Source organism: Actinomycetospora flava, assembly GCF_037400335.1.
Taxonomy (GTDB): Bacteria; Actinomycetota; Actinomycetes; order Mycobacteriales; family Pseudonocardiaceae; genus Actinomycetospora; species Actinomycetospora flava.
Genome location: NZ_JBBEGM010000003.1, coordinates 126825 through 149024, shown reverse-complemented (window position 1 = coordinate 149024; position 22200 = coordinate 126825). Strand labels below are relative to the sequence as shown.

Here is a 22200-nt window from a genome sequence, read left to right as displayed (position 1 = left end):
CGTGCGGCGACGGCAGTTCCTGACCGGCCTCGCCACCACCGCCCTCGCCGCCGGAGCCCTCGCCGGGTGCTCCGGTGGCGGCGGTACCCCCCGCACCACGACGACCCTGCGCTACCAGGGCCAGACCGGGCAGGTCACGTTCCCCGAGCTCGCGGCCGACCTCGGCCTGCTGGGGCCGGTCGGACTCGAGTGGATCGGGAACTTCACGAGCGGCCCGCAGGACATCCAGGCCGCGGTCACCGGCGACACCGACTACGGCGGCGCCTTCAACGGCGGCGTCCTGCGCCTGGTCGCGGCGGGGGCGCCGATCCGGTCGGTGATCGGCTACTACGGCACCGATCGCGAGACGTTCGGCGGCTTCTACGTGCCCGAGGACAGCCCGATCCGGGGTCCGCGCGACCTCCTCGGGCGCTCGGTCGGCGTGAACACCCTCGGCGCGCACTGGGAGGACACCCTGCGGATCTGGCTGCAGCGCAGCGGCCTGACGCGCGACGAGATCGCCGAGGTGCAGCCGGTGGTCGTGCCGCCGGTGGCCACGGAGTCCGCGCTACGGTCCGGGCAGCTCGACGTCGCCTCGCTGCACATGGTCTATCGCGACAAGGCGCTGGCCCGCGGCGGTCTGCGGCCGCTGACCACCGACCTCGAACTGTTCGGCTCCTTCACCGCCGGCTCGACGGTGATGCGCGAGGAGTTCATCGCCGCCAACCCGGACACCGTGCGCGCCTTCGTCGGCGGCACCGCGCGGGCCGTGGCGTGGGCGCAGGCCCGCCCGCGCGACGAGGTCGTGGCGCGGTTCAAGGACATCATCCGGCGCCGCGGCCGCAACGAGAGCCTCACGACCGTCGACTACTGGCACTCGACCGGCGTCGCCCTGCCCGGCGGCGTCATGGCGCGCAGCGAGTTCACCACCTGGCTCGACCTCCTCGAGGCCGACGGGATCGTCGCCCCGGGCCGCGTGGACGTCGACCGCGTCGTCACCAACGCCTTCAACCCCTACGCCGCCGAGGCGGGACCGGTGGGAGCCCGATGAGCAGCAGCATCCGTTTCGAGCACGTCGCCCGGCGGTTCCCGGGCCGCGAGGCCGGCGCCCCGCCGGTCACCGCGCTCGACGACCTCGACCTGGAGGTCGCCGCCGGCGAGCTCGTCACCCTGGTCGGCCCGAGCGGCTGCGGGAAGTCGACGCTGCTCGACCTCGTCGCGGGCCTGTCCGCCCCCAGCTCCGGCCGGGTGCTCGTGGACGATCGCGAGGTCACCGGTCCCGGCCTGGACCGCGGCGTGGTGTTCCAGCAGTACGCGCTGCTGCCCTGGCGCACGGCCCGCGCGAACGTCGAGCTGGGACTCGAGGCCAACGGCACCCCGCGCCGCGAACGGGCCGAGCGGGCCCGGGAGTACCTCGACCTCGTCGGGCTCGCCGGGTTCGAGCGCCACTACCCCCACGAGCTCTCCGGCGGCATGACCCAGCGCGTCGCGATCGCCCGCAGCCTCGCCTTCGACCCCGCGGTGCTGCTGATGGACGAGCCGTTCGCGGCGCTCGACGCGCAGACCCGCGAGACGCTGCAGGACGAGCTGCTGCGCATCTGGGGGCGCACCGGCAAGACGATCCTGTTCATCACCCACGGCATCGACGAGGCCGTGTACCTCGGCCGCCGCGTCGCGGTGCTCACCGCCCGCCCGGGGCGCGTCAAGGAGATCGTCGAGGTCGGCGACCTGCCGCGCGGCGACCCCGACACCGACGTCCGCTCGAGCCCCGAGTTCGCCCGCGCCCGCCACCGGGTGTGGACCTCGCTCCGCGGGGAGACGAAGCGTCAAGGGGAGCACGCCGATAGGGGAGCTCGACCCGTCAAGGCCGAGACGCAGCACGACCGGACCCAGGAGGCCCGCGTTGACCAGCACGCTTGAGCCGACCGACGAGCGCGCCGAGGCTGCCGAGTCCCCGGCGCCACGGCCACGGCGGGGCCGTCGCCGCAGCGTCACGCTGCTCCGCGGGAGCGCGGCCGTGATCGCGTTCCTCGCCGTCTGGGAGGTCGTGCCGCGCCTCGGGCTGGTCGACCGCGTGTTCCTGCCCCCGTTCTCCGAGGTGCTCGCCGCCTGGTGGCAGCTCGCCGTCAGCGGCGAGCTGGGCGAGCACCTCGGGGCCAGCCTCGTCCGCGCGCTCGGCGGGCTCGTGCTGGCCGTCGTCGTCGCGATCCCGCTGGGCATCGCGCTCGGCTGGTACCGGCCCGTCGCCGAGGCGCTGAACCCGCTGCTGGAGATCTTCCGCAACACCGCGGCGCTGGCCCTGCTGCCGGTGTTCGTGCTGCTGCTCGGGCTCGGCGAGAGCTCGAAGATCGCGCTGGTGATGTTCGCGTGCTCCTGGCCGATCCTGCTGAACACGGCGAGCGCGGTGCGCACGGTGGACCCGCTGCTGGTGCGCTCGGCGCGCTCGCTGGGCTTCGGCGCGGGCGCGGTGTTCCGCAAGGTCGTGCTGCCCTCGACGGTGCCGACGCTGTTCACCGGCGTGCGCCTCGCGGCGGCGGTGTCGCTGCTGGTGCTGGTGGCCGCCGAGATGGCGGGCGCCAACGCCGGGCTCGGCTACCTGATCACCGCGGCGCAGTTCAACGTCGAGGTCCCGCAGATGTACGCGGGCATCCTGACGATCTCCCTGCTCGGCCTCGGCATCAACCAGCTGCTGGTGGTGCTGGAACGCCGCGTCAGCCGCTGGCGGCCCGCGACCGGGTGAGCAAGGCTGGCAGCACCCCTGGATGGGAGCACTTCTGGAGAGGAGAAGCCCGTGCCCGGACTCCCGGTCCTCGACCTGCGACGGTTCCGCTCCGGCGAGCGTGACGCGTTCCTCGACGAGCTGCGGGGCGCCGCGCGGGACGTCGGGTTCTTCACCGTCGTCGGCCACGGCATCGACCCGGAGCTCACCGCGCGCCTCGACGACGAGGTCCGCCGGTTCTTCGCGCTGCCGATCGACGACCGGCTCGCGATCGAGAACACCGCGTCGCCCCACTTCCGCGGCTACAGCCGCGTCGGCACCGAGCGCACCGGCGGCGAGGCCGACCAGCGCGAGCAGATCGACATCGGGCCGGAGCGGGCACCGGTCTCCGGAGAGGCCCGCTACTGGGGCCTCGTGGGGCCCAACCAGTGGCCGCCGGCGCTGCCCGGGCTGCGTGACGCCGTGCTCGCGTGGCAGGCCGAGGCGCTGCGCGTGAGCCAGGAGATCCTGCGGGCGCTCGCCGCGTCGCTCGACCAGCCCGAGGACCACTTCGACCGCTGGTTCGACGAGGAGTCGCACCTGCACCTCAAGGTCCTGCACTACCCGGGCGGGGCCGCCACCGCGCAGGGCGTCGGCGCGCACAAGGACTACGGGTTCCTCGCGCTGCTGCGCCAGGACGACGTCGGCGGGCTCGAGGTCCAGGTCCCCGGAGCCGACGACTGGATCGGCGCCGCGCCCGTCCCCGACGGCTACGTCGTCAACATCGGCGAGATGCTCGAGGTGGCCACCCGCGGCTACCTCACGGCCACCCGCCACCGCGTGACCAGCCCGCCCGCGGGCGTCGACCGCTACTCGGTGGCGTTCTTCCTCGGCCCGCGCCTCGACGCCGTCGTCGAGCCCGTCGACCTGCCGCCGGAGCTCGCCGCGCAGACCGGCGACTGGGACCCCAACGACGACCCGGACAACCCGCTGCTCGCCGCCTACGGCGAGAACGCCCTGGTCGGTTGGCTGCGCTCGCACCCCACGGTCGCCGCGCGCCACTGGAGCTAGTCCGCCGGTCGCGAACACCGGCCCGCGGCGCCCGCCCGGTCCCTAGCGTCGGCGGCCATGACGGTGACGACGCGCACGGTGTCCTACCCGGCCGACGGCCTGACGATGGTCTCCCACCTCGCGCTCCCGGCCGGCGACGGCCGCCGGCCCGCGGTGCTCGTCGGCCCGGAGGGCCCCGGGCTCAACGACTTCCAGCGCCGCCGCGCCGACGCCCTCGCCGAGCTCGGGTACGTCGCGCTGGCCTTCGACATCCACGGCGGGCGGTGGTTCGACGACCCGCAGGAGATGCTGGCGCGCTGCCTGCCGCTGCTCGACGACCCCGAGCGGCTGCGGGACATCGGGGGCGCGGCGCTGGACGTGCTGCGCGCCGAGCCGCGCGCCGACCCCGGGCGCGTCGCCGTCGTCGGCTACGGCACCGGCGGCGCCGTCGGATTGGAGCTCGGGCGCGCCGGCGTCGACCTGCGCGCCATCGCCACGGTCAACGGGCTGATCACGGGCCGGCCGGGCGAGGCCGCGAACATCCGCTGCCCGGTGTGGGCCGGGGTCGGCTCGGAGGACCCGATCCAGCCGCCCGCGCAGCGCGACGCGTTCGCCGCCGAGATGCAGTCCGCGGGCGTCGACTGGCGTCTCGTCGTCTACGGCGGCGCGCTGCACGCGTTCCACCACCCGCCGGTCGACGAGCACCAGGAGGTGCTCCCCGGCGTCGGGTACCACGCCCGGCACGCGGCGCGGGCGTGGGACGACGTCGTCGCGCTGCTCGCCGAGTGCGTGCCCGTGGAGCTAGCGCCGGTATGAGGCCCCGCGGTGCTCCGCGGGTAGGCGGTCGCCCTGCCCGAAGAGCTTGTGGCGCAGCGTGCCGGGCGTGTAGCCGGTCGGGTAGACGCCGCGGCGCTGCAGCTCGGGCACGAGGTGGGTGACGACGTCGGCGAACGTCCCGGGCGTGATCGCGTAGGGCAGGTTGAAGCCGTCGACGTCGGTCTCGTCCACCCAGGACTGCAGCTCGTCGGCCACCTCGGCGGGCGAGCCGACGACGCGGGGGCCCATGCCGCCGATGCCGCCCCACCGGGCGATGTCGCGCACGGTCCACTCCTCGCCCGACGGGTCGGCCTGCTGGAACGACGCGACGGCGCTCTGGATCGCGTTGGACTCGACGTCGCCGATGGGGTCGTCGAGGTCGTAGCGGGAGAGGTCGACGCCCATCCAGCCCGACATGAACACCAGGGCCCCCTCGTCACTGGAGTACGCCGCGAGCTCCTCGTGCTTGGCCCGCGCCGCCTGCGACGACTCGTCGGTGATCACCGTGAGCATCGTGTAGATCCTCGCGCTGTACGGGTCGCGGCCGGCCTCGGTGAGCGCCTTGCGGATGTCGGCGACGGTCCGGGCGAGCACCTCCTTCGTCGGCGCCCCGGTGAAGATCGCCTCCGCGTTCTCGGCGGCGAAGCGCTGCCCGCGCGGGGACGCGCCGGCCTGGTAGATCACCGGCGTGCGCTGCGGCGACGGCTCGGAGAGGTGGATGCCGTCGACGTCGAAGAAGCGGCCGTGGTGGTCGATCGCGTGGACCTTGTCCGGGTCGGTGAACACCCCCCGCTCCGCGTCGCGCACCACCGCGTCGTCGTCCCAGGAGCCCTCCCACAGCTTGTAGAGCACCTCGAGGTACTCGTCGGCGTGGTCGTAGCGCTGGTCGTGGGGCATCTGGTCGGCCTCGCCCATCGCGCGTGCCGCCGCGGGCAGGTAGCCGGTGACCACGTTCCAGCCGAAGCGGCCGTTCGTGAGGTGGTCGAGGGTCGAGGCGCGGCGGGCGAAGGGGTACGGGTGCTCGAAGCCGGTCGCCGCGGTGACCCCGAAGCCGAGGTGCTCGGTGACCGCCGCCATCGCCGAGACCAGCATCATCGGGTCGTTGACCGGGATCTGCGCCCCCTGGCGGATCGCGGCGGTCGCGTCGGCGCCGAAGACGTCGTAGGTCCCCAGCACGTCGGCGATGAAGATGCCGTCGAACACGCCGCGCTCGAGCAGCTGCGCGAGGTCGGTCCAGTAGCGCAGGTCCCGGTAGTCCGGCGAGCGGTCGTCGGGGTGGCGCCAGAGGCCGGGCGACTGGTGCGCGACGCAGTTCATGTCGAAGGCGTTGAGGTGGATGCGGCGGGGCACGCCCCGACACGATCACCGGGTCCCGCGCAGGGCAACGGTCCTGTCGTGCACACCACCCGCGCCTCGCCCGCGATTGACCGGTCGTGTAGCGGGGAGGAGCGTGGGGCACGTGGTCCTCCTGGTCTCACGCCGCCACGTCGATCTCGGTCGCCTGGCGTCGGCGCTCTGAGGCGACGGCTCGTCCCGCCGTCCCCCTCAGAGCAAGGAGCACCGCCATGCCCGTCGAGTTCCTCGGCATCGCCGCCACCAACGACGGATCCGAGATCACCCCGCGCTCGGGTCCCGCCTTCGACCCCGACTACACGCTGCGCCTCGCCCGCGCCCACCGCGACAACGGCTGGGACCGCGTGCTCACCGCCTACTCGTCGGGCAGCCCCGACCCGGCGCAGGCCGCCACGTACATCCTCGACCACGTCGAGGGCCTGCAGCTGCTCGTCGCGCACCGCCCGAACCTCTCGATCCCGACGTTCGCGGCGAAGACGTTCGCGACGATGGACCAGATCGGCGGCGGCCGCGTCACCGTCCACGTCATCACCGGCGGCAACCAGCACGAGCAGGCCCGCGAGGGCGACCGCCTGAGCAAGGACGCCCGCTACGGGCGCACCCGCGAGTACATGCAGATCCTCAAGCGGGCCTGGACCGAGACGACACCCTGGGACTTCGCGGGCGAGCACTACGCGTTCGAGGACTTCGCGCTCGACGTCCGCGCCGCGCAGCAGCCGCGGATCCGGCTGTCGTTCGGCGGGTCCAGCGACGCCGCCTACGCGGTCGGCGGCGCCGAGGCCGACATCTACGCGCTGTGGGGCGAGCCGCTCGCCGGCACGGCCGAGCAGATCGCCACCGTGCACGCCGCGGCCCGGGCGGCGGGGCGCACCGAGATGCCGCGCATCCAGGTCGCGTTCCGCCCGATCCTCGGCGCCACCGAGGAGGCGGCGTGGGAGAAGGCCTACGCCACCGTCGCGCGGATCGAGGAGCGCACGCAGGGCGGCACGCAGCCGCTGACCAACCGCCATCGCCTGACCGACCCGGAGAACGCCGGGTCCCAGCGCCTGCTCGCCGTCGCCGAGCGCGGCGAGCGCTTCGACCGCGCGCTCTGGACCGTCACGGCGAAGGCCACCGGCGGGGGCGGCAACTCCACCGCGCTCGTCGGCACGCCCGAGACGGTCGCCGCGGCGCTGCTCGACTACTGGGACCTCGGCGTCGACATCCTCTCGGCGCGCGGCTACGACCTGCTCGCCGACGCCGAGGAGTTCGGCCGCGAGGTGATCCCGCTCGTGCGCGCCGGCGTGGCCCGGCGCGAGGCCGAGGGCCGTCCTCGGGGGATCGACACGTTGACGGCTGCCTGACAGCGGGCAGGATCACGGCCGTGGCGAGGATGCGTGCCGTGGTGCTCAGCGGGCCCGGGGACCTGAAGGCCCTGCAGATCAAGGAACTGATCGTCCCCGAGCCGGAGCCCGGCCAGGTGCTGATCGCGGTCAAGGCGTTCGGCATCAACCGCTCCGAGCTCCACACCCGCCTCGGGCTGGCCGAGGGCGTCACGTTCCCGCGGGTGCCCGGGATCGAGGCGGCCGGCGTCGTCGCGGTCTGCCCGGGCGGCGAGTTCGCCCCCGGCCAGCAGGTGGTCACGATGATGGGCGGGATGGGCCGCACGTTCGACGGCGGCTACGCGGAGTACACCTGCGTGCCGGTCGGGCAGGTCATCCCGTTCACCAGCGACCTGGACTGGCCCACCCTCGGCGCCGTCCCGGAGATGCTGCAGACCGCGTACGGCGCGCTCACCGACGGGCTCGACGTGCAGGCGGGCCAGACGCTGCTGATCCGGGGCGGGACGTCGTCGGTCGGGCTCGCCGCGGCGGTGCTCGCGAAGGCCCGCGGGCTCACCGTCGTCGCGACGACCCGCACCGGCGCGAAGATCGCGCGGCTGCGCGCCGTCGGTGTGGACCACGTGCTGATCGACGACGGCGAGGTCGCCCGCCAGGTCCACGACACCCTCGGCGGCGGCGTCGACGCGGCGCTCGAGCTCGTCGGCACGCCGACCCTGCCCGACACCCTGCGCGCCACGCGCCGCCACGGCGTCGTCTGCTTCGCCGGGATGCTCTCGAACGAGTGGACGGTCCCGGACTTCTACCCGATCGACTATCTGCCCCGCGGCATCCGGCTCACCGCGTACGGCGGCGACGCCACCGACCTCCCCGCCGACGTGCTGCAGGGGTTCCTCGACGACGTCGCCGCCGGGCGCGCGAGCGTCCCGCTGGGCCAGGTCTTCCCGATCGAGCGCATCCGCGACGCCCACTCGGTGATGGAGGCCGACCGGGCGACGGGGAAGCTCGTCGTGCTCCCCCGCCCCCTGCGGTGGCGGCCGCGCAGCTGACCGTCAGCTGTACCAGGTCGGCTGGGGCAGTTCGTCGACGAGCACCCAGCGCCCGACCTCGCGGCGCTTGTAGGCCACCGGGTCGTGCAGGGTGTGGGTCCGCACGTTGCGCCAGAAGCGGTCGAACGCGAGCGTCGACGTCGTCGCCCGCGCCCCGAGCACCTCGAACACCCGGCTGGTGATCTCCAGCGCGACGTCCGTGGCCCGCGCCTTCACCGCGGCGACCCGTACCTCGTGCTCGCCGCGGGCCTGCTCGGTGACGGCGTCGGGGTCGCGGTGGATCGGCAGGGCCTCGAGCGCGACCGCGTCGGCCAGCGCCTCGACCGCCCACAGCTTGGCGGTCAGGTCGCCGTAGGTGTCGATCACGTACGGCTCGTCGACCGCCCGGTCCAGGCCGCTGTGCAGCCACGCCCGCGTGGTCCCGCGGGTGTACTGCGCCGCCTCGTCGAGCGCGCCGCGGGCGATCCCGAGGTAGAAGGCGACGAACACCAGCTGGATCACCGGCACGTTCAGCGTGTTGTAGACCCGCGGCGCGAACACCTTGTCGCGGAAGCCCGCCGCGGCCGCCCACGGCACCCGCACGCCGTCGAGGGTCACGCTGCCCGACTCGGTGAGCCGCTGGCCGATGTTGTCCCAGTCGTCGTGGAACGTGATCGCCGGCTGGTCGGACGGCACGATCGCGAAGACGTGGGTCGCGGGGTCGTTCTCCAGCACCCCCTCGAGCACGGTCACGTCCGATACCTTGCTGCCGGTCGAGAACGACTTGCGGCCGGTGAACGTGATCTCGTCGCCCTCGTCGCGGATGACGACGTCGGCGTCGCGGGGGTTGACCGCGCCGCCGAAGAACCACCGCTGCCGGGTGGCCTCGGCCTCGACCTGCTCGATCTGCTCGGGCGTGCCGACCAGGCGCGCGGCCCAGAACCAGAGCAGGTGGTAGCCCAGGAGCTGGCCGATCGAGCCGTCGCCGGCGGCGACCTCCCGGATCACCTGGTAGGCCGTCGGCCACTCCTGGCCGCCGCCCCCGTGCTCGACCGGGCCGAGCAGGGTGACGAGACCGGAGTCCTTCAGCAGGGCGACCTCGGTGTACGGGGTCGCGCCGGCGGCGTCGCGCGCGGCGGCGTCGACGGCGAGCAGGCCGCGCACGAGGCGGGCGCGGTCGAGCCACTCCTGCTCCGTGCGGGGCGTGGGCAGGGTGGAGAAGTCGGTCGTGGGTCGCGGGAGCGTGCTGGTCATCGGGGTCTCCTCGGGTGCTGTCGGTCAGGGGGACGAGGAGGTCCGACAGCCCTGCGAGCACACCCGCGCGTGGTCGATGTGCCGGCGCCGCACGAACGGCACCGGCGGGAGCACCCCCATCAGCGCCGCGCGGGCAGCGGGTGGCGGCGGAGGTCGTCGCGCAGGCGCGCGAGCGTGGTGGCGACCTCGGCGGCGATGCGCTCGGCGTCGCGGTCCCAGTTGTCGGTGCCGGCGTGGTCGCTGGTCACCTCACGACGGACGAGGGCGTCCAGGTCGGTGAGGAGCTCGGCGACGGCGGCGCCACGGGGGCTGAACTGGGGGATGACGGTGGCCATGCGGGGTTCCTCCGGTGGATCTCGCCCGGGACGGTGGCCGCGGTCGGCGAGGAGAAGTGAACGAGGGCGAGCAGCGGCGCCTGGCGACAGAAGTCGTCCAGGAGGGCCGCGGCGCGCTGCGCGAGGGACATGTCGTGCTCCGACGGTGCGGGGGTTCGACGCGCCCGGGACGGATCCTCGGACGTGCCCAGCAGGTCAGGAGCGACAGATGGCCGCGGAGGTCCGGCACAGGTCGACATGACGGCGCCACGCGTGCCACACGGTGGTCGGCGCCTCGGTCACGATCAGAACGTTACGCAGGTGCCCGCCTCCGACGCCACCACCGAGCGAGCGATCCGGCCCGTGTCACAGTGGCGCGCATGGACTCGGACTCCGGCGAACTGGTGCACCTCGACGTCGTGGGCGGCACCGCGACGATCACGCTCGACTCGCCGCGCAACCGCAACGCGCTGTCCGCCCAGCTGCGCCGGGAGCTCTCCGCGCACCTCGACGCCGCGGTCGACGACGACGCCGTGCGCGTGATCGTCCTGACGCACACCGGCCCGGTGTTCTGCTCGGGCATGGACCTGCGCGAGTCGCGCGGGGCCGGCTCGTCGGACCAGGGCGTCAACGAGTTCCCCGCGATCCTCACCGCGCTGTGGTACTCCGACAAGCCCGTCGTCGCGCGCCTGGCCGGCCCGGCGCGGGCGGGCGGGGTCGGCCTCGTCTCCGCGTGCGACATCGCCGTCGCCGCACGGGAGGCCACCTTCGCGTTCAGCGAGGTGCGCATCGGCGTCGTCCCCGCCGTCATCTCCGCCACCGTGCTCCCCCGGCTGCTCCCCCGGGCCGCCCACGAGCTGATGCTCACCGGCGAGACCTTCGGCGCCGACCGGGCCGAGGCCATCGGGCTGGTCAACAGCGCCGTCGACGCGGACGGGCTCGACGCCGAGGTCGCCCGCTACGTCGACATGCTGGGCCGCGGCGGGCCGAAGGCCCTCGCCGCCACCAAGGCGATGCTGCGCCGCGACCGCGGCGAGCAGCTGCAGCAGGACCTCGAGGCGATGCTCGCCCTGTCCTCGGAGTTCTTCGCCTCCGACGAGGGCCAGGAGGGCATGGCGGCGTTCGCGGAGAAGCGCGCGCCGTCGTGGGTGCCGGAAGGTTGAGCCGAGCCGGCGTCAATCACGCGATCGTGATCTCCACAGCCCTTCAGGACCCGGCGGATCGGCCGATGTCGAGAACGAGATAGGTCGGGCGGCGGGGGAGCATGCGATGGGGTTCACGAAGGGGCGCAGCCTGACGCTGCTGCTCACGGGGATCGTGGCGGGACGGTCGCGGTGCGCCTGGTGCGCCGGCGTCAGGCCAGGTTCATCACGATCACGAGGACGAGCAGCGCGATCAGCGTCGCGGTGACCCACAGGCGGGCGGCGCGGCGGTCCACGGCGGTCAGGCCTCCGGGGCCGACGTCGCCTGCTCCTCCTCGCGGCGCGCGGCACGGCGCCCCGCTCGACGCTCCGACGCCTCGAGACGCGCGGCGACGGAGCGCTCCACGACGGTGTCGATGACCGCCGCCGCGCCCCAGCACACGGGCCCGACGACGGCCACGACGAGGACGACCTGGACGGCGAAGTCGAGCTGGGTCAGCCACAGCTCGACGCCGTCCCACCAGGTCGCGACGGCACGCAGCACGCCTGGAGACGGTACGCCGGTGGACGCCGCCCCCGTCACCGCCCCAGGAAGTCCTCCAGCAGCGGCGCGACGATCCCGACCCGGCCGACGACCTCGGTGTGCTTCGTCCGCGGCAGGACGGCCAGCGCGGCGTCGGGGATGGCGTCGGCCATCGCGACGGCGTGGTCGACGCGCACGAAGTCGTGGTCGCCGATCATCACCAGCGTCGGCGCGGCGACCGTCGCGAGCTGCTCGGGCGTCCAGTTCTCCTCGGCGCCGACGATGGGCTGCAGCTTCGCGTTGACCGCCTCGAACGTGCTGATCCCGTACCGCTCGTACCCGCCGACCATGGCGGCGAAGTCCTCCTCGGTCGGCATGCGGGTGGACGTCGCCCACTGCTCGGGGTCGTGGATCTCCGCGTGGTAGCCGTCGGCGCGGGTGTTCACCGCCGCGAGCACGAGACGGTCGACACGGTCGGGGTGGCGCAGGGCCGTCTCGAGGGCCACGTACCCGCCCCAGCTGAAGCCGAGGACGTCGGCCCGCGCCAGCCCGAGGTGGTCGAGCACGCCGACGACGTCGCCGGCCTGGTTGGCGAGGGTGACCTCGCGGTCCGCGGGGTCGGCCGTACGCCCGTGGCCCTGGAGCTCGATCGGGATGACGCGCCGGTGCGGGGTGAGCAGGGGCATCAGCGCGCCGAAGCTGAGGTCCAGGGTCTGCATGCCGCCGTGCAGGAGCACCAGGGGCGCGCCGGCGCCGTGGTCCTCGAAGTACACGTCGAGATCGGGGAGAGAGGCGTACATGAGCGGATCCTCCGGGTCGGGGGTCGGTGCCGTCACCGGTGGAACCGCGCACCGACCGCGAACTCATCGGGCACGGGCCGATCCGTGCCGGATAGGTTGCGGGGCATGTTCGCGGTCTACGCCTCCGAGCCCAACGCCGACGACCCCCTCGCCTCCCTCGTGGTGGGCGAGCGGCCCGACCCCGAGGTGCCCGAGGGCTGGGTGCGCGTCAAGGTCGAGGCGGCGAGCCTCAACATGCACGACCTGTGGACGCTGCGCGGCGTCGGCATCAAGGAGGACCAGTTCCCCATGATCCTGGGCTGCGACGGGGCGGGCACGCTCGACGACGGCACGCCGGTCGTCCTGCACTCGCTCATGGGCGACCCGGACTGGAAGGACGACGAGACCCTCGACCCCAAGCGCAAGATGCTCACCGAGTGGGCGCAGGGCAGCTTCGCCGACTACGTGGTCGTGCCGAAGCGCAACGCGCTCCCCCGCCCGGAGGGCATGACGGCCACGGCCGGCGCGGTGATGGGTACGGCGTGGCTGACCGCGTACCGGATGCTGTTCACCAAGTCGGGGCTGCGGGGCGGCCAGACGATGCTCGTGCAGGGCGCGTCGGGCGGGGTGTCGACGGCGCTGATCCAGCTCGGGCGCGCGGCGGGCATGCAGGTGTGGGTCACCGGGCGCACCGACGAGAAGCGCGAGCTGGCCCTGCGCCTCGGCGCCCACCAGGTGTTCGAGTCGAACGGCAAGCTGCCCGGCAAGGTGCAGGCGGTGTTCGAGACCGTCGGCGAGGCGACCTGGAAGCACTCGGTCCGCGCGCTGGTCCCCGGCGGCACGATCGTCTGCTCGGGCGCGACGTCGGGCAACCAGCCGCCCGCCGAGCTCGCCCAGATCTTCTTCCTGCAGAAGAACCTCGTCGGCTCGACGATGGGCACGCTGTCCGAGCTGCGCGACCTGCTCGACTTCGTCGCCGCCACCGGCATCGCCCCGGAGATCGGCCAGGAGCTGCCGATGACCGACGCGCAGGACGGCTTCCGGTCGATGCTCGACGGCGTCACCGCCGGCAAGATCGTCTTCACTCGCTAGCCCTACGTGCGTGATCTTCTGAGCTATAGCTCAGAAGATCACGCACGGAGGTGGGTCAGCAGGGCCTCGGTGACCGTGTCGGGGTGACGGGCGGGGAGCCAGTGGTCGCCGCCGGGGACCGGGACGTACGTGAACGGGCCGTCGAGGTAGCGCGCCGAGTCGGCCATCTGTGCCTCGCCCAGCGCGACGTCGGCCGTCCCGAGCATGCCCAGCACCGGGATCGTCAGGCGCGGCAGGCCCAGCGGGGTCTCATCGGCGAACGTCCGCGGGTCGATGTTCGCCCGGTACCAGTTCAGCCCGGCGGTCAGGGCGCCCGGCCGCGCCAGGTCGGCGATCTGGGTGCGCACCAGGTCGTCGTCGACCCCGGGGTGCAGCCAGCGCCGCAGCAGTGCCCAGTCGTCGGCGGGCAGGGCCTCCTCGGCGACACCGGGGAACTGGAACCAGAGCATGTACCAGGACAGGGCGCGCTGGGCGAGCCCGGCGGCGCGGAACGCCTCGGGGTGCCCGACGGCCAGGGCGGCGTAGCGCGTGACCCGGTCGCTGCGCATCGCGAGCGCCCAGCCCACGACGGAGCCGAAGTCGTGCCCGGCGACCGCCGCCCGCTCGATGCCCCGCTCGTCGAGCAGCGCGAGCACGTCGGCCACCGAGCGGTGGATCCGGTAGGCGCCGACGTCGTCGGGGCGGTCGCTGTCGCCGAAGCCGCGCAGGTCCGGGGCGATCACCCGGTGGCCGGCGGCGACGAGCGCCTCGATCTGCGGGCGCCACAGCGTCGCGCGGTCGGGGAAGCCGTGCAGCAGCACCACCGCGGGCCCCGCGCCCTCGTCGATCACCGAGAGCGTGATGTCGGGGAGCGTCACCCGCGTCGGCGACGTCACGCCGAGAGCCGCCCGGTCCCGGGGGCCACGTCGGCGAGGGCCGTCAGCACGGCGCGGGCCAGCGCGTCGTTGGCCCGGAAGCTCAGCGCGTTGGTGTTGGGCCGCGTGAAGGCGCCCGGGAGCCGGACGTTGGTGTGCGGCCCGATCGCGAAGCGGCACGGGTCGGGGTGGCCCTCGGCGTCGACGAGGCGGAAGTCCGACGTGCGCACCCGCACCAGGCCGGTGTTGTGCAGCGTCACCGACGCGCCGGAGTGCGCGACCGCCGCGTCGGCGGCGTGCACCGCCGGGCCCGCGTCCTCGGTGTGCTCCTCGCGCAGGGTCTCCTCGTCGAGCAGGCCCTCGGCGTGCAGGCCGGCGAGCATGGGGTCGTCGCTGCGGCTGACGCTCGGCGACGACAGGCGCGCCTCCACGAACGTCCGCGCCGTGATCGCGATGTCGTCGAGGGACGCGCTGGTGGCCCGGAAGCCGCCGTCGACGGGGGTCACCCGCAGGCCGGCGCCGAGGAACACCACGTACCCGGCGCGCGAGAGCGCGAGCAGCTGGCGCAGGCGCGGACCGGGCGGGCCGCTGGCGAGCGAGCTGAAGAAGTTCTGCCACCACGCGAGGTCCTGGGCGCGCGAGCGCGGCGTCAGCGCGTTCGTGCCGGCGAGCTCGGCGACCTGAGCGAACGCCGAGAGCAGGCCCACGAACGCCCCGAGCTCGGCGGTGTAGCGGTCGTCGACGTGGCGGGCGAGGTCGTCGAGGACGTAGGAACGCAGGCGCTCCTGCAGGCTCGCGAGGTCGGGGGCGCAGACGTCCTCGAGGGGCCGGTCGATGCGCTCGAAGTCGAGGCGGTCGGTGGGGTCGGGCACGAAGCCCGCGACGAGCTCGTGCATGGCCGGCGTGTACCAGTCGAGCTCGGCGTAGCGCAGGGCGAAGTCGTCCCACACGCCCCGCACGCGGTCGGGGTGGCCGGCGAACAGCTCGTGGTAGTACGCCCAGCCGACCTCCTTGGCCATGATCGGCCACACGTCGCGGCGCAGGTCGACGTTCCCGCGGCGGACGAACGCGGCGATCTCGTCGGGGCCCAGGAAGCGGGGCAGCGGCGGGCGCGGTCCGCGCAGCGCGTACTCGGTCTTCGCGTGGTACGGCACACCGCGCCCGGAGCCGACGTGCACGACGGGCTCGCGGCCGGAGGGCTCGTAGTCGAGCGTGCCGTCACCACGGTCGCGGAACGTCCCGCCGCGGCCCTCGAAGAGCAGGACCACCAGGTCGACGAACGCGAGGCCCATCCCGCGGGCGATCACCGTCTCCCCCGCCGGGATCCGGTCGAGCTCCGAGTCCGTGGTCTGCTCGGGCGGGAAGTAGAGCAGCCCGTGCTCCCGGGCGTGCGCGGCGAGCGCGGCCTCGTCGTCGGTGGGGGCGGCGTCGAGGTGGCCCGAGGCGAGGACCAGCACGTCGGCGCGCAGCTCGCCGCCGCCGTCGAGCAGCACCGTGTCGGGGGTACCGCGCCGCAGGCCGACCGCCCGGGTGCGGTGGCGGTGCACGCGGACCTGCGGCGGCAGGGTCGCGAGCACGCGCCGCAGCACGTAGTCGAGGTAGTGGCTCTGCAGGCGCCGGGTGGCGAACGTGGCCGGGCCGAGGGCGCGCAGCTCGTCGCCGACGGGGCCGTCCGGGACCTCCTCGCCGTCCAGCTCGCCGTCGCGGACCGCGACCGCCCAGTCGTAGAGGGACGGGCCGGGCACGATCGGCCCGTCGCAGATCACGCTGTCGTCGGTGAACATCGTGACGTCGGCCGCCATGGAGTTCATCCACAGCAGCGCCGACTGGTCCTCGCGCCAGATGCGGCCGGCGCCGTCCGGGTAGGGGTCGACGAGGTGGACGTCCAGCTCGTCGACGAACTCGGGCGCGCTCGCCGCGAGACGTTCGAGGACGCCGGTCCCCCGCGGCCCACCTCCGACGATCACCACCGATCGCGGCATCTGTCCGCACCCCTCCGCCGTCCGCCTCACCCCAACCGTAGGCCGGGCTCGCGGGACCGGCCACCGAACGCGGGGTGACCGACGACCTACGAGGGGACGGCCGCCCGCTGCTCCACGCTCGCGATGACCTGGTCGCAGAGCCGGGTCCCGTCGAACGCGTCGATCTCGCGGACCCCGGTCGGGCTGGTCACGTTGATCTCGGTCACGTAGTCGCCGATGAGGTCCAGGCCGACGAAGGTCAGGCCGTGGGCGACGAGCCGGTCGGCGATCACCGCGCACAGCTCCTTGTCGCGCGGGGTGACGGTGTCGGCGACGGGCACGGCCCCGACCGCCATGTTGCACCGGAACTCGGTGCCGGTCGCGACGCGGCGCACGGCGCCGATCGGCACGCCGTCGAGCAGGATCACCCGGCGGTCGCCCTCGCTCGCCGCGGCGACGTAGCGCTGCACCACCACCTGGTCGCGCCCGCGGGTGGTCGCCGACTCCAGGATCGAGCGCAGGTTCGGGTCGTCGGGGCGGAGCAGCATGATCCCGCGCCCGGCCATGCCGTCGGTGGGCTTGACGACGGCCCGCCCCCAGCGCCGCGTCGCCTCGACGATCCCGGCGACGTCGGAGGTGACGAGGGTGTCCGGGCAGAGCTCGGGGAACCGCAGGCCGAAGAGGTGCTCGTTCGCGTCGCGCAGCCCGGCGGGCTCGTTGACCACGGCGGTGCGGCGCCGGTCGACGAGGTCGAGGATGAACGTCCCGCGCAGGTACGCGGCGTCGACGGGCGGGTCCGTGCGGACGAACACCGCGTCGGCGTCGTCGAGCGGCCAACGCTGCGCCGTCCCGGCGACGTACCAGTCCGGCCGGGCGGTCCACCGCCCGTCGCGCAGCACCGCGGGGTGCACCCGCACGGGGGTGCACAGGGCGTGCGCCCGCGCGTCGCGCACCTCCAGCTGGGCCATCGTGGTGACCAGCACCCGGTGGCCGCGCTCCTGGGCGGCCTCCATCATCGCGACGCTCGTGTCGTGGGCCGGGTTCAGCGACGCGATCGGGTCGATGACGAACACCAGCACCAGCGGGCGGGCGGGGGTCGGACGGGACATCAGCGTCCTCCGGTGGTGAGCGCTCGGCGTGGTGAGGTGGGGGCGTGGAGGCACCCCTGATCGCCGTGACCGGCCGGCGTCGCGCCGCGGCGGGGCTGCACAGCGGCCCGCCGGCCCTGGACGCGCTGGAGATCGACGCCTACTTCACCGGCTACGGCGCCAACGTCGTGGCAGCCGGGGGCCTGCCGCTGCACGTGCCGGGCGACGTCGACCCGGCCGCGGTGGTCGAGCGCACCGACGCCCTCGTGCTGACCGGCGGCAACGACGTCGACCCGGCTCGTTACGGCGCGGTCCCCGACGCGCGGACGTCGTCGCTCGAGCCCGGCCGCGACGCCTTCGAGATCGCGCTGCTGGCCGCGGCGCGCGAGCGCGGGCGCCCGGTGCTGGCGATCTGTCGCGGCATCCAGCTGGTGAACGTCGCGTGGGGCGGGACGTTGCACCTCCACCTCGAGGAACACGCGCACACCCGCCGGCACGAGGTGACCCTCACGCCCGGCAGCGTCCTCGCCGCGCTGCACGGCCCCTCCGCGACGGTGAACAGCCTCCACCACCAGGGGGTCGACCGCGTCGCCGACGGCCTGACGGTCACCGCCCGGGCCCCGGACGGACTGGTCGAGGGGCTCGAGGCGGACGGGCTGGTGTGCGTGCAGTGGCACCCCGAGCAGCTCGAGGACGTGCCGCAGCCCGAGTTCCGGTGGCTCGTGGACGCGGCCCGGGCGGGCTGACGCGCTCACCGGTCCGGGTCCGGCGCCGTCGGGAAGAGCACCGCGCGCTGCTCGGCGCTGTACTGGAAGCGCCGGGTGGCCTCGTCGCGGTGGTCGTCGATCTTGGCCTGCGCCGACGGCCGCGCCGCGATCCGCTCCGACCACGCGACGACGGCCGGGTAGTCGGTGACGGTGACGCCGTGGTGGCGGGACAGACGCGTCCACGGGAAGCAGGCGATGTCGGCGATCGAGAACGCGTCCCCGGCGAGGTAGTCGCGCCCGGTGAGGCGCTCGTCGAGGACCCGGTACACGCGCTGCGCCTCGGCACGGAACCGGTCCTGAGCGTAAGGGTCGACGTGCCCGCCGTCCGGCGCGTACTGCAGGAAGTGCGTCGCCTGGCCGAGGCCCGGGCCCTGGTTGGCGACCTGCCAGACCGTCCAGCAGATCGCCTCCCAACGGGCGGCGGGGTCGTCGGGCAGCAGCGCGCCGGTCTTCTCGGCGAGGTAGAGCAGGATCGCCGCGGACTCGAAGAGCCGGACCGGCTCGCCGCCGGGACCGTCGTGGTCGACGATCGCCGGGATCTTCCCGTTCGGGTTCACGCGCAGGAAGTGCGGCGCGAACTGGTCGCCGCGCGTGATGTCGACCCAGCGCACGGCATAGGGCAGGCCGAGCTCCTCGAGCGCCATGTGGATCTTGCGGGCGTTCGGGCTGACGAAACAGAACAGGTCGATCACGGCGGGACCGTGGGGTGCTCAGACGCCGAAGCGGGCGCGCATCCGGTCGGCGTACGCGACGAGGTTGCCCTTCGAGCGCGCGTAGTCGCGGCCGGCCCACTCCCACGGCGAGTCGGTGATGTGGCGGAACGTCGAGTAGATCGTCGCGTCGTAGGACGTCGGCTCGTCGCCCAGGAAGAACGGCTTGTCGCCCAGGAACGTCGACAGGGCGTCGAGGTCCTCTGCGAGGCACTTCACGACGTCCTCGTGGGCGCGCAGGCCCATGCCCTGCTTGAGGTGCTGGTCGTAGATCTTCTCGCGGAACGCGAGCAGCCCGTCCTGGGCCTCCTTCGGCAGGTCGTCGAACTCGGCTCCGACCACGTACGGCGTATAGATCTTGAACTTCTCGACGGTCGTCCAGCGCGGCTCGATCACGCCCGACCAGTAGGTGTACTCCTCGACCATGCGCTGGAAGGCCAGCCCGACGGCCTTGTCGGTCTCGCTGAGGTGGTCGTCCAGCTTGTCGCCGTACCTGTCCTTGACGTACTCGATGATCCGGGTCGAGTCGTTCACCTGCCGGCCGTCCTCACGGATGAACGGCATCTTCGCGGTCGGCGAGTCCTGGGCCAGCGTGCCCAGGTCCTGTCGGACGAACTCGAACGGCACCCCCGCCATCGTGAGGTAGTTCACGACCTTCGTGACGTAGGGGCTGATGCACGGCAGCCCCCACGCGGGGCCGTATCCGTAGACGGTGATCATGTCTTCCGGTCCTCCTTCACCAGGGCAGATAGGTGCCGTCGGCGTGCTGGAAACGGCCGGCGGTGTCAGGTGTCAGGGCGTCGAGCGCCGCGACGAGCCGTGCCGCGGCGTCCTCCGGGGCGGCGAACGCGGACGCGTAGCGCTCCATCTCTCCGGGGTCGATGACGTCGAGCAGATGGGTCCGGACCATCCCCGGGTGCAGGGCCTGCACCATGACGCCGCGGGACGCGAGGTCGTGGTGGAGGTTCAGCGCGACCATGTTCGCGCCGGCCTTGGAGATCCGGTACGCGTAGTCGCCGCCGCTGGTGTTGTCGCCCAGGGAGCCCACGCGGCTGGTGAGGATGCCGACCGTCGCGCCCGGGTCGAGCAGGCCGCGCAGCGCGCGCACGACGCGCAGGGGTCCGAGCGTGTTGACCTCGAACTGGCGGCGGGCGTCGTCGAGGTCGACGGTGTCGAGCGTGTCGAGGTGCATGATCCCCGCGACGTGCACGAGCCGTTCGAGGCGCGTGCCCCGCTGCTCGAGGCGCTTCGCGAGGCCGGTGACCGCCTCGTCGGAGGTGACGTCGACGTGCGGCTCGACGGTGACCCCCGCTGCGGCGAGGTCGGCGCCGTCGCCGAAGCAGACGGCGACGACCTCGCCGCCCCGACCGTGGAGGTGGTGGACCATGGCGTGGGCGATCCCGCGGTCGGCGCCCACCACCAGCTGCGCGGCCATCCTCACGCTCCTCGCGTCATGACGGCGTCGGCGTCCCGCGCGGGCGCCGGGGGCGGCTCGGTGCCCGGCACCGTCCCCGGCGCCGTCCCCTGCGCCCGGTTCTCCTCGCCGACCACCCCGGCCGCGACGAGCCGGTCGACGGCGGCCCGGTCGAGGCCCAGCTCGGCGAGGAGCTCGTCGTTGTGCTGGCCCAGCAGCGGCGCGCCGCGCGGCGGGTCGACGGGCGTGTCGGAGAAGCGCGGCGCCGGGCGGGCCTGACGCAGCCGCCCGGCCACCGGGTGCTCGGTCTCGACGACCGTGCCCGAGGCGCGGATCTGCGGGTGGTCGATCAGCTCGTGGCGGCGCAGCGCCGGGGCGCAGGGGACGCCGTGCTCGGGGAGGATGCGCAGCCAGTCCGCGGCGGGCCGCTCCCGGAGCACCTCCTGGATGCAGGCGAGGCGCTCGTCGACGTTCTCGTCGCGCTTGGCCGCGCTGTCGAACCGGTCGTCGGCGAGCAGGTCCGGCCGGTCCGCGGCCTGACAGAAGGCCCGCCACTCGCCGTCCTTCATCGTCGAGACGGTGATGTAGTCGTCGGCCGTCTCGTAGATGAGGTCGATGAAGCTCGCGGCCCGTTCGGGCTCGACCGGCCGGTCGGCGAACGTGTAGGCGTTCATGTCGGTGGCCCACAGGAACGACACGACGGTGTCGAGCATCGAGAGCCGGACGTGCTGGCCCTCGCCGGTGCGGGCGCGGGCGACCAGGGCCGCCGAGATCGCCTGCGCGCCGGCCATCGCCGTGAGCTTGTCGGGCAGCACGGTGCGGATGAGGCGCGGGCGGGCGGTGTCGGAGCCCGCCTGCACCGTCGTCAGGCCCGACAGCGCCTGGACGATCGGGTCGTAGACACGGCGGTCGGCGTACGGGCCGGACTCACCGAAGCCGCTGATCGACAGGTAGACCAGCCGCGGGTTCACGGCGCGGAGGTCCTCGTAGGAGATCCCGAGCCGCTCGACGACCCCCGGGCGGAAGTTCTGGACGAGCACGTCGGCCGACGCGACGAGCCGCCGCAGGATGGCGACGCCCTCCTCGTGTTTGAGGTTCAGCGTCAGCGAGCGCTTCGAGCGGTTGACGTTGACGAACATCGACGCCAGCCCGTGGGTCTGGTTGCGCAGCGCCCGGACGTGGTCGCCGGCGCCCGGCGGCTCGACCTTGATCACGTCCGCGCCCTGGTCGCCGAGCAGGTCCGCGGCCCAGGGCCCCGAGAGCATCGCCGACAGGTCGAGCACGCGGACGCCGGTCAGGGGACCGCCCATCGTTCACCCCGCGGTGTGGCAGCGACTGTGTCTGTCGTCACACACTAGCGAGGTTCTCTTAGGAGTCAATTACTTCGCATCAAGATGATCTTCCGGCGGCTCGAGGGTCAGCAGGAGCTTGCGCAGCAGCTGCCGCAGGCGGTCCTGCTCCGGCCCGGTGAGGGCGTCGTCGAGCACCCGGCTGTCGTGCTCCATGAGCCCGGCCAGCACCGAGTCGACCAGCTCGACGCCGGCGGCGGTGAGCTCGACGTCGACCCGCCGGCGGTCGGCCGTGTCGACGTGGCGGGTGACCAGCCCGGCCTTCTCCAGCTTGTCGAGACGCTGCGACACCCCGCCCGAGGTGATCAACGCGGAGCGGGTCAGCTCCCCCGCGGTTCGACGGAAGGGCGGGCCGGACCGGCGCAGCATCGCCAGCACGTCGAGGCTGCCGCGGTCGGTGCCGAAGCGGTCGAGCTGCGCCTTGCGCTGTTGCTCGAGGTGCCGGCCGACGCGCCAGACGCGGCTGACGATGCCGATCGAACTGACGTCGACGTCGGGCTGCTCGCGCCGCCAGTCGCGCTCGACGCGGTCGACGTCGTCGGTGACCGACCCGGGATCCTCTGCTGCCGCCACCGGCCCGGCTCCTCCCGCGCGGACTTGTCCGGAGCTCAGAAGCGTAGCGCTGAAGTTCTTACCGCCGAGGCGACCGCTGCGGTGGAGACACGACCGCGCCCGCCCGTGCGGGGGCACGGACGGGCGCGGGGAGTGTC

At 73.7% G+C, this 22200-nt stretch carries 24 protein-coding genes; 10 read left to right on the top strand and 14 right to left on the bottom strand.

Annotation, left to right across the window (positions count from 1 at the left end; genetic code table 11):
- The first annotated feature begins 1 nt into the window (after position 1).
- The 5 genes from WCD58_RS10270 to WCD58_RS10250 are packed head-to-tail and all read left to right on the top strand — an operon-like array spanning position 2 to position 4543.
- Complete coding sequence (locus WCD58_RS10270; RefSeq protein ID WP_337702317.1) at positions 2–1030, top strand: ABC transporter substrate-binding protein; 1029 nt, start codon at positions 2–4, stop codon at positions 1028–1030.
- A complete protein-coding gene (locus tag WCD58_RS10265) occupies positions 1027–1899 on the top strand; it encodes an ABC transporter ATP-binding protein (protein ID WP_337702315.1) in 873 nt (290 codons plus the stop codon). The genes WCD58_RS10270 and WCD58_RS10265 overlap by 4 nt, the downstream gene beginning before the upstream one ends.
- Positions 1883–2719, top strand: a complete 837-nt coding sequence (locus WCD58_RS10260; RefSeq protein ID WP_373696205.1) for an ABC transporter permease — start codon at positions 1883–1885, stop codon at positions 2717–2719. The genes WCD58_RS10265 and WCD58_RS10260 overlap by 17 nt, the downstream gene beginning before the upstream one ends.
- A 51-nt stretch (positions 2720–2770) precedes the next feature.
- Positions 2771–3748 carry an isopenicillin N synthase family dioxygenase gene (locus tag WCD58_RS10255; RefSeq protein WP_337702314.1) on the top strand — a complete coding sequence of 326 codons (978 nt, stop codon included), beginning with the start codon at positions 2771–2773 and terminating at the stop codon, positions 3746–3748.
- 57 nt (positions 3749–3805) lie between these two features.
- A complete protein-coding gene (locus WCD58_RS10250) occupies positions 3806–4543 on the top strand; it encodes a dienelactone hydrolase family protein (RefSeq protein ID WP_337702311.1) in 738 nt (245 codons plus the stop codon).
- Here the strand turns inward: WCD58_RS10250 and WCD58_RS10245 are convergent.
- On the bottom strand, positions 4529–5893 hold the full coding sequence (locus WCD58_RS10245) for an LLM class flavin-dependent oxidoreductase (RefSeq protein ID WP_337702309.1): 1365 nt from the start codon (positions 5891–5893) through the stop codon (positions 4529–4531). The two genes, WCD58_RS10250 and WCD58_RS10245, sit on opposite strands and share 15 nt — an antisense overlap.
- A 215-nt stretch (positions 5894–6108) precedes the next feature.
- Between WCD58_RS10245 and WCD58_RS10240 the strand changes: the two genes are divergently transcribed.
- Together WCD58_RS10240 and WCD58_RS10235 are read left to right on the top strand one after the other, a co-directional pair.
- Positions 6109–7239 (top strand): LLM class flavin-dependent oxidoreductase, encoded by a 1131-nt coding sequence (locus tag WCD58_RS10240; protein ID WP_337702308.1) that lies wholly within the window; start codon positions 6109–6111, stop codon positions 7237–7239.
- Between the two features lie 29 nt (positions 7240–7268).
- Positions 7269–8264: a zinc-binding alcohol dehydrogenase family protein gene (locus WCD58_RS10235; RefSeq protein ID WP_337702881.1), complete on the top strand. Its 996-nt coding sequence runs from the start codon at positions 7269–7271 to the stop codon at positions 8262–8264.
- Between the two features lie 3 nt (positions 8265–8267).
- Here WCD58_RS10235 and WCD58_RS10230 read toward each other — a convergent pair whose 3' ends face one another.
- The 3 genes from WCD58_RS10230 to WCD58_RS33610 all read right to left on the bottom strand — a co-directional run bounded on the left by WCD58_RS10230 (position 8268) and on the right by WCD58_RS33610 (position 10093).
- The gene (locus WCD58_RS10230; RefSeq protein WP_337702306.1) at positions 8268–9497 is read right to left on the bottom strand and encodes an acyl-CoA dehydrogenase family protein; all 1230 of its coding nucleotides are present in this window, start codon (positions 9495–9497) and stop codon (positions 8268–8270) included.
- Positions 9498–9616: 119 nt separating this feature from the next.
- Positions 9617–9832 (bottom strand): hypothetical protein, encoded by a 216-nt coding sequence (locus WCD58_RS10225; protein ID WP_337702303.1) that lies wholly within the window; start codon positions 9830–9832, stop codon positions 9617–9619.
- 195 nt (positions 9833–10027) lie between these two features.
- Positions 10028–10093, bottom strand: a complete 66-nt coding sequence (locus WCD58_RS33610) for a putative leader peptide (RefSeq protein WP_373695208.1) — start codon at positions 10091–10093, stop codon at positions 10028–10030.
- A gap of 98 nt (positions 10094–10191) precedes the next feature.
- Here WCD58_RS33610 and WCD58_RS10220 point away from each other — a divergent pair, with 98 nt between their 5' ends.
- Positions 10192–10974 carry an enoyl-CoA hydratase-related protein gene (locus WCD58_RS10220; RefSeq protein WP_337702301.1) on the top strand — a complete coding sequence of 261 codons (783 nt, stop codon included), beginning with the start codon at positions 10192–10194 and terminating at the stop codon, positions 10972–10974.
- Positions 10975–11254: 280 nt separating this feature from the next.
- On the opposite strand, the gene WCD58_RS10215 is transcribed toward WCD58_RS10220, so the two are convergent.
- Both WCD58_RS10215 and WCD58_RS10210 read right to left on the bottom strand, forming a co-directional pair.
- Positions 11255–11497 (bottom strand): hypothetical protein, encoded by a 243-nt coding sequence (locus tag WCD58_RS10215; RefSeq protein ID WP_337702299.1) that lies wholly within the window; start codon positions 11495–11497, stop codon positions 11255–11257.
- Positions 11498–11532: 35 nt separating this feature from the next.
- Positions 11533–12276, bottom strand: coding sequence for an alpha/beta fold hydrolase (locus tag WCD58_RS10210; protein WP_337702296.1), 744 nt, complete (start codon positions 12274–12276; stop codon positions 11533–11535).
- A gap of 105 nt (positions 12277–12381) precedes the next feature.
- On the opposite strand from WCD58_RS10210, the gene WCD58_RS10205 reads away from it, so the two are divergent.
- Positions 12382–13347 (top strand): quinone oxidoreductase family protein, encoded by a 966-nt coding sequence (locus WCD58_RS10205; protein ID WP_337702293.1) that lies wholly within the window; start codon positions 12382–12384, stop codon positions 13345–13347.
- A 38-nt stretch (positions 13348–13385) separates the two neighbouring features.
- Here the strand turns inward: WCD58_RS10205 and WCD58_RS10200 are convergent, their stop codons facing one another.
- The 3 genes from WCD58_RS10200 to gshB all read right to left on the bottom strand — a co-directional run bounded on the left by WCD58_RS10200 (position 13386) and on the right by gshB (position 17271).
- Positions 13386–14222, bottom strand: a complete 837-nt coding sequence (locus WCD58_RS10200; protein WP_337702291.1) for an alpha/beta fold hydrolase — start codon at positions 14220–14222, stop codon at positions 13386–13388.
- A complete protein-coding gene (locus WCD58_RS10195) occupies positions 14219–16183 on the bottom strand; it encodes an FAD/NAD(P)-binding protein (RefSeq protein WP_337702290.1) in 1965 nt (654 codons plus the stop codon). Before WCD58_RS10195 ends, WCD58_RS10200 begins: the two co-directional genes overlap by 4 nt.
- 86 nt (positions 16184–16269) lie before the next feature.
- Entirely contained in the window at positions 16270–17271 is a 1002-nt protein-coding gene (gshB, locus tag WCD58_RS10190) for a glutathione synthase (RefSeq protein WP_337702288.1), read from the bottom strand.
- A gap of 44 nt (positions 17272–17315) precedes the next feature.
- Here gshB and WCD58_RS10185 point away from each other — a divergent pair, with 44 nt between their 5' ends.
- The gene (locus WCD58_RS10185; protein WP_337702286.1) at positions 17316–17996 is read left to right on the top strand and encodes a gamma-glutamyl-gamma-aminobutyrate hydrolase family protein; all 681 of its coding nucleotides are present in this window, start codon (positions 17316–17318) and stop codon (positions 17994–17996) included.
- Positions 17997–18001: 5 nt separating this feature from the next.
- On the opposite strand, the gene WCD58_RS10180 is transcribed toward WCD58_RS10185, so the two are convergent.
- The 5 genes from WCD58_RS10180 to WCD58_RS10160 all read right to left on the bottom strand — a co-directional run bounded on the left by WCD58_RS10180 (position 18002) and on the right by WCD58_RS10160 (position 22063).
- Positions 18002–18709 carry a glutathione S-transferase family protein gene (locus tag WCD58_RS10180; protein WP_337702284.1) on the bottom strand — a complete coding sequence of 236 codons (708 nt, stop codon included), beginning with the start codon at positions 18707–18709 and terminating at the stop codon, positions 18002–18004.
- 18 nt (positions 18710–18727) lie between these two features.
- Positions 18728–19447, bottom strand: coding sequence for an iIsoprene-epoxide--glutathione S-transferase (isoI, locus tag WCD58_RS10175; protein ID WP_337702281.1), 720 nt, complete (start codon positions 19445–19447; stop codon positions 18728–18730).
- A gap of 16 nt (positions 19448–19463) precedes the next feature.
- Positions 19464–20162, bottom strand: a complete 699-nt coding sequence (gene isoH / locus WCD58_RS10170; protein WP_337702279.1) for a 1-hydroxy-2-glutathionyl-2-methyl-3-butene dehydrogenase — start codon at positions 20160–20162, stop codon at positions 19464–19466.
- Between the two features lie 2 nt (positions 20163–20164).
- A complete protein-coding gene (locus WCD58_RS10165) occupies positions 20165–21451 on the bottom strand; it encodes a CaiB/BaiF CoA transferase family protein (protein WP_337702277.1) in 1287 nt (428 codons plus the stop codon).
- Positions 21452–21520: 69 nt separating this feature from the next.
- A complete protein-coding gene (locus tag WCD58_RS10160; protein WP_337702275.1) occupies positions 21521–22063 on the bottom strand; it encodes a MarR family winged helix-turn-helix transcriptional regulator in 543 nt (180 codons plus the stop codon).
- Positions 22064–22200: the final 137 nt, after the last annotated feature.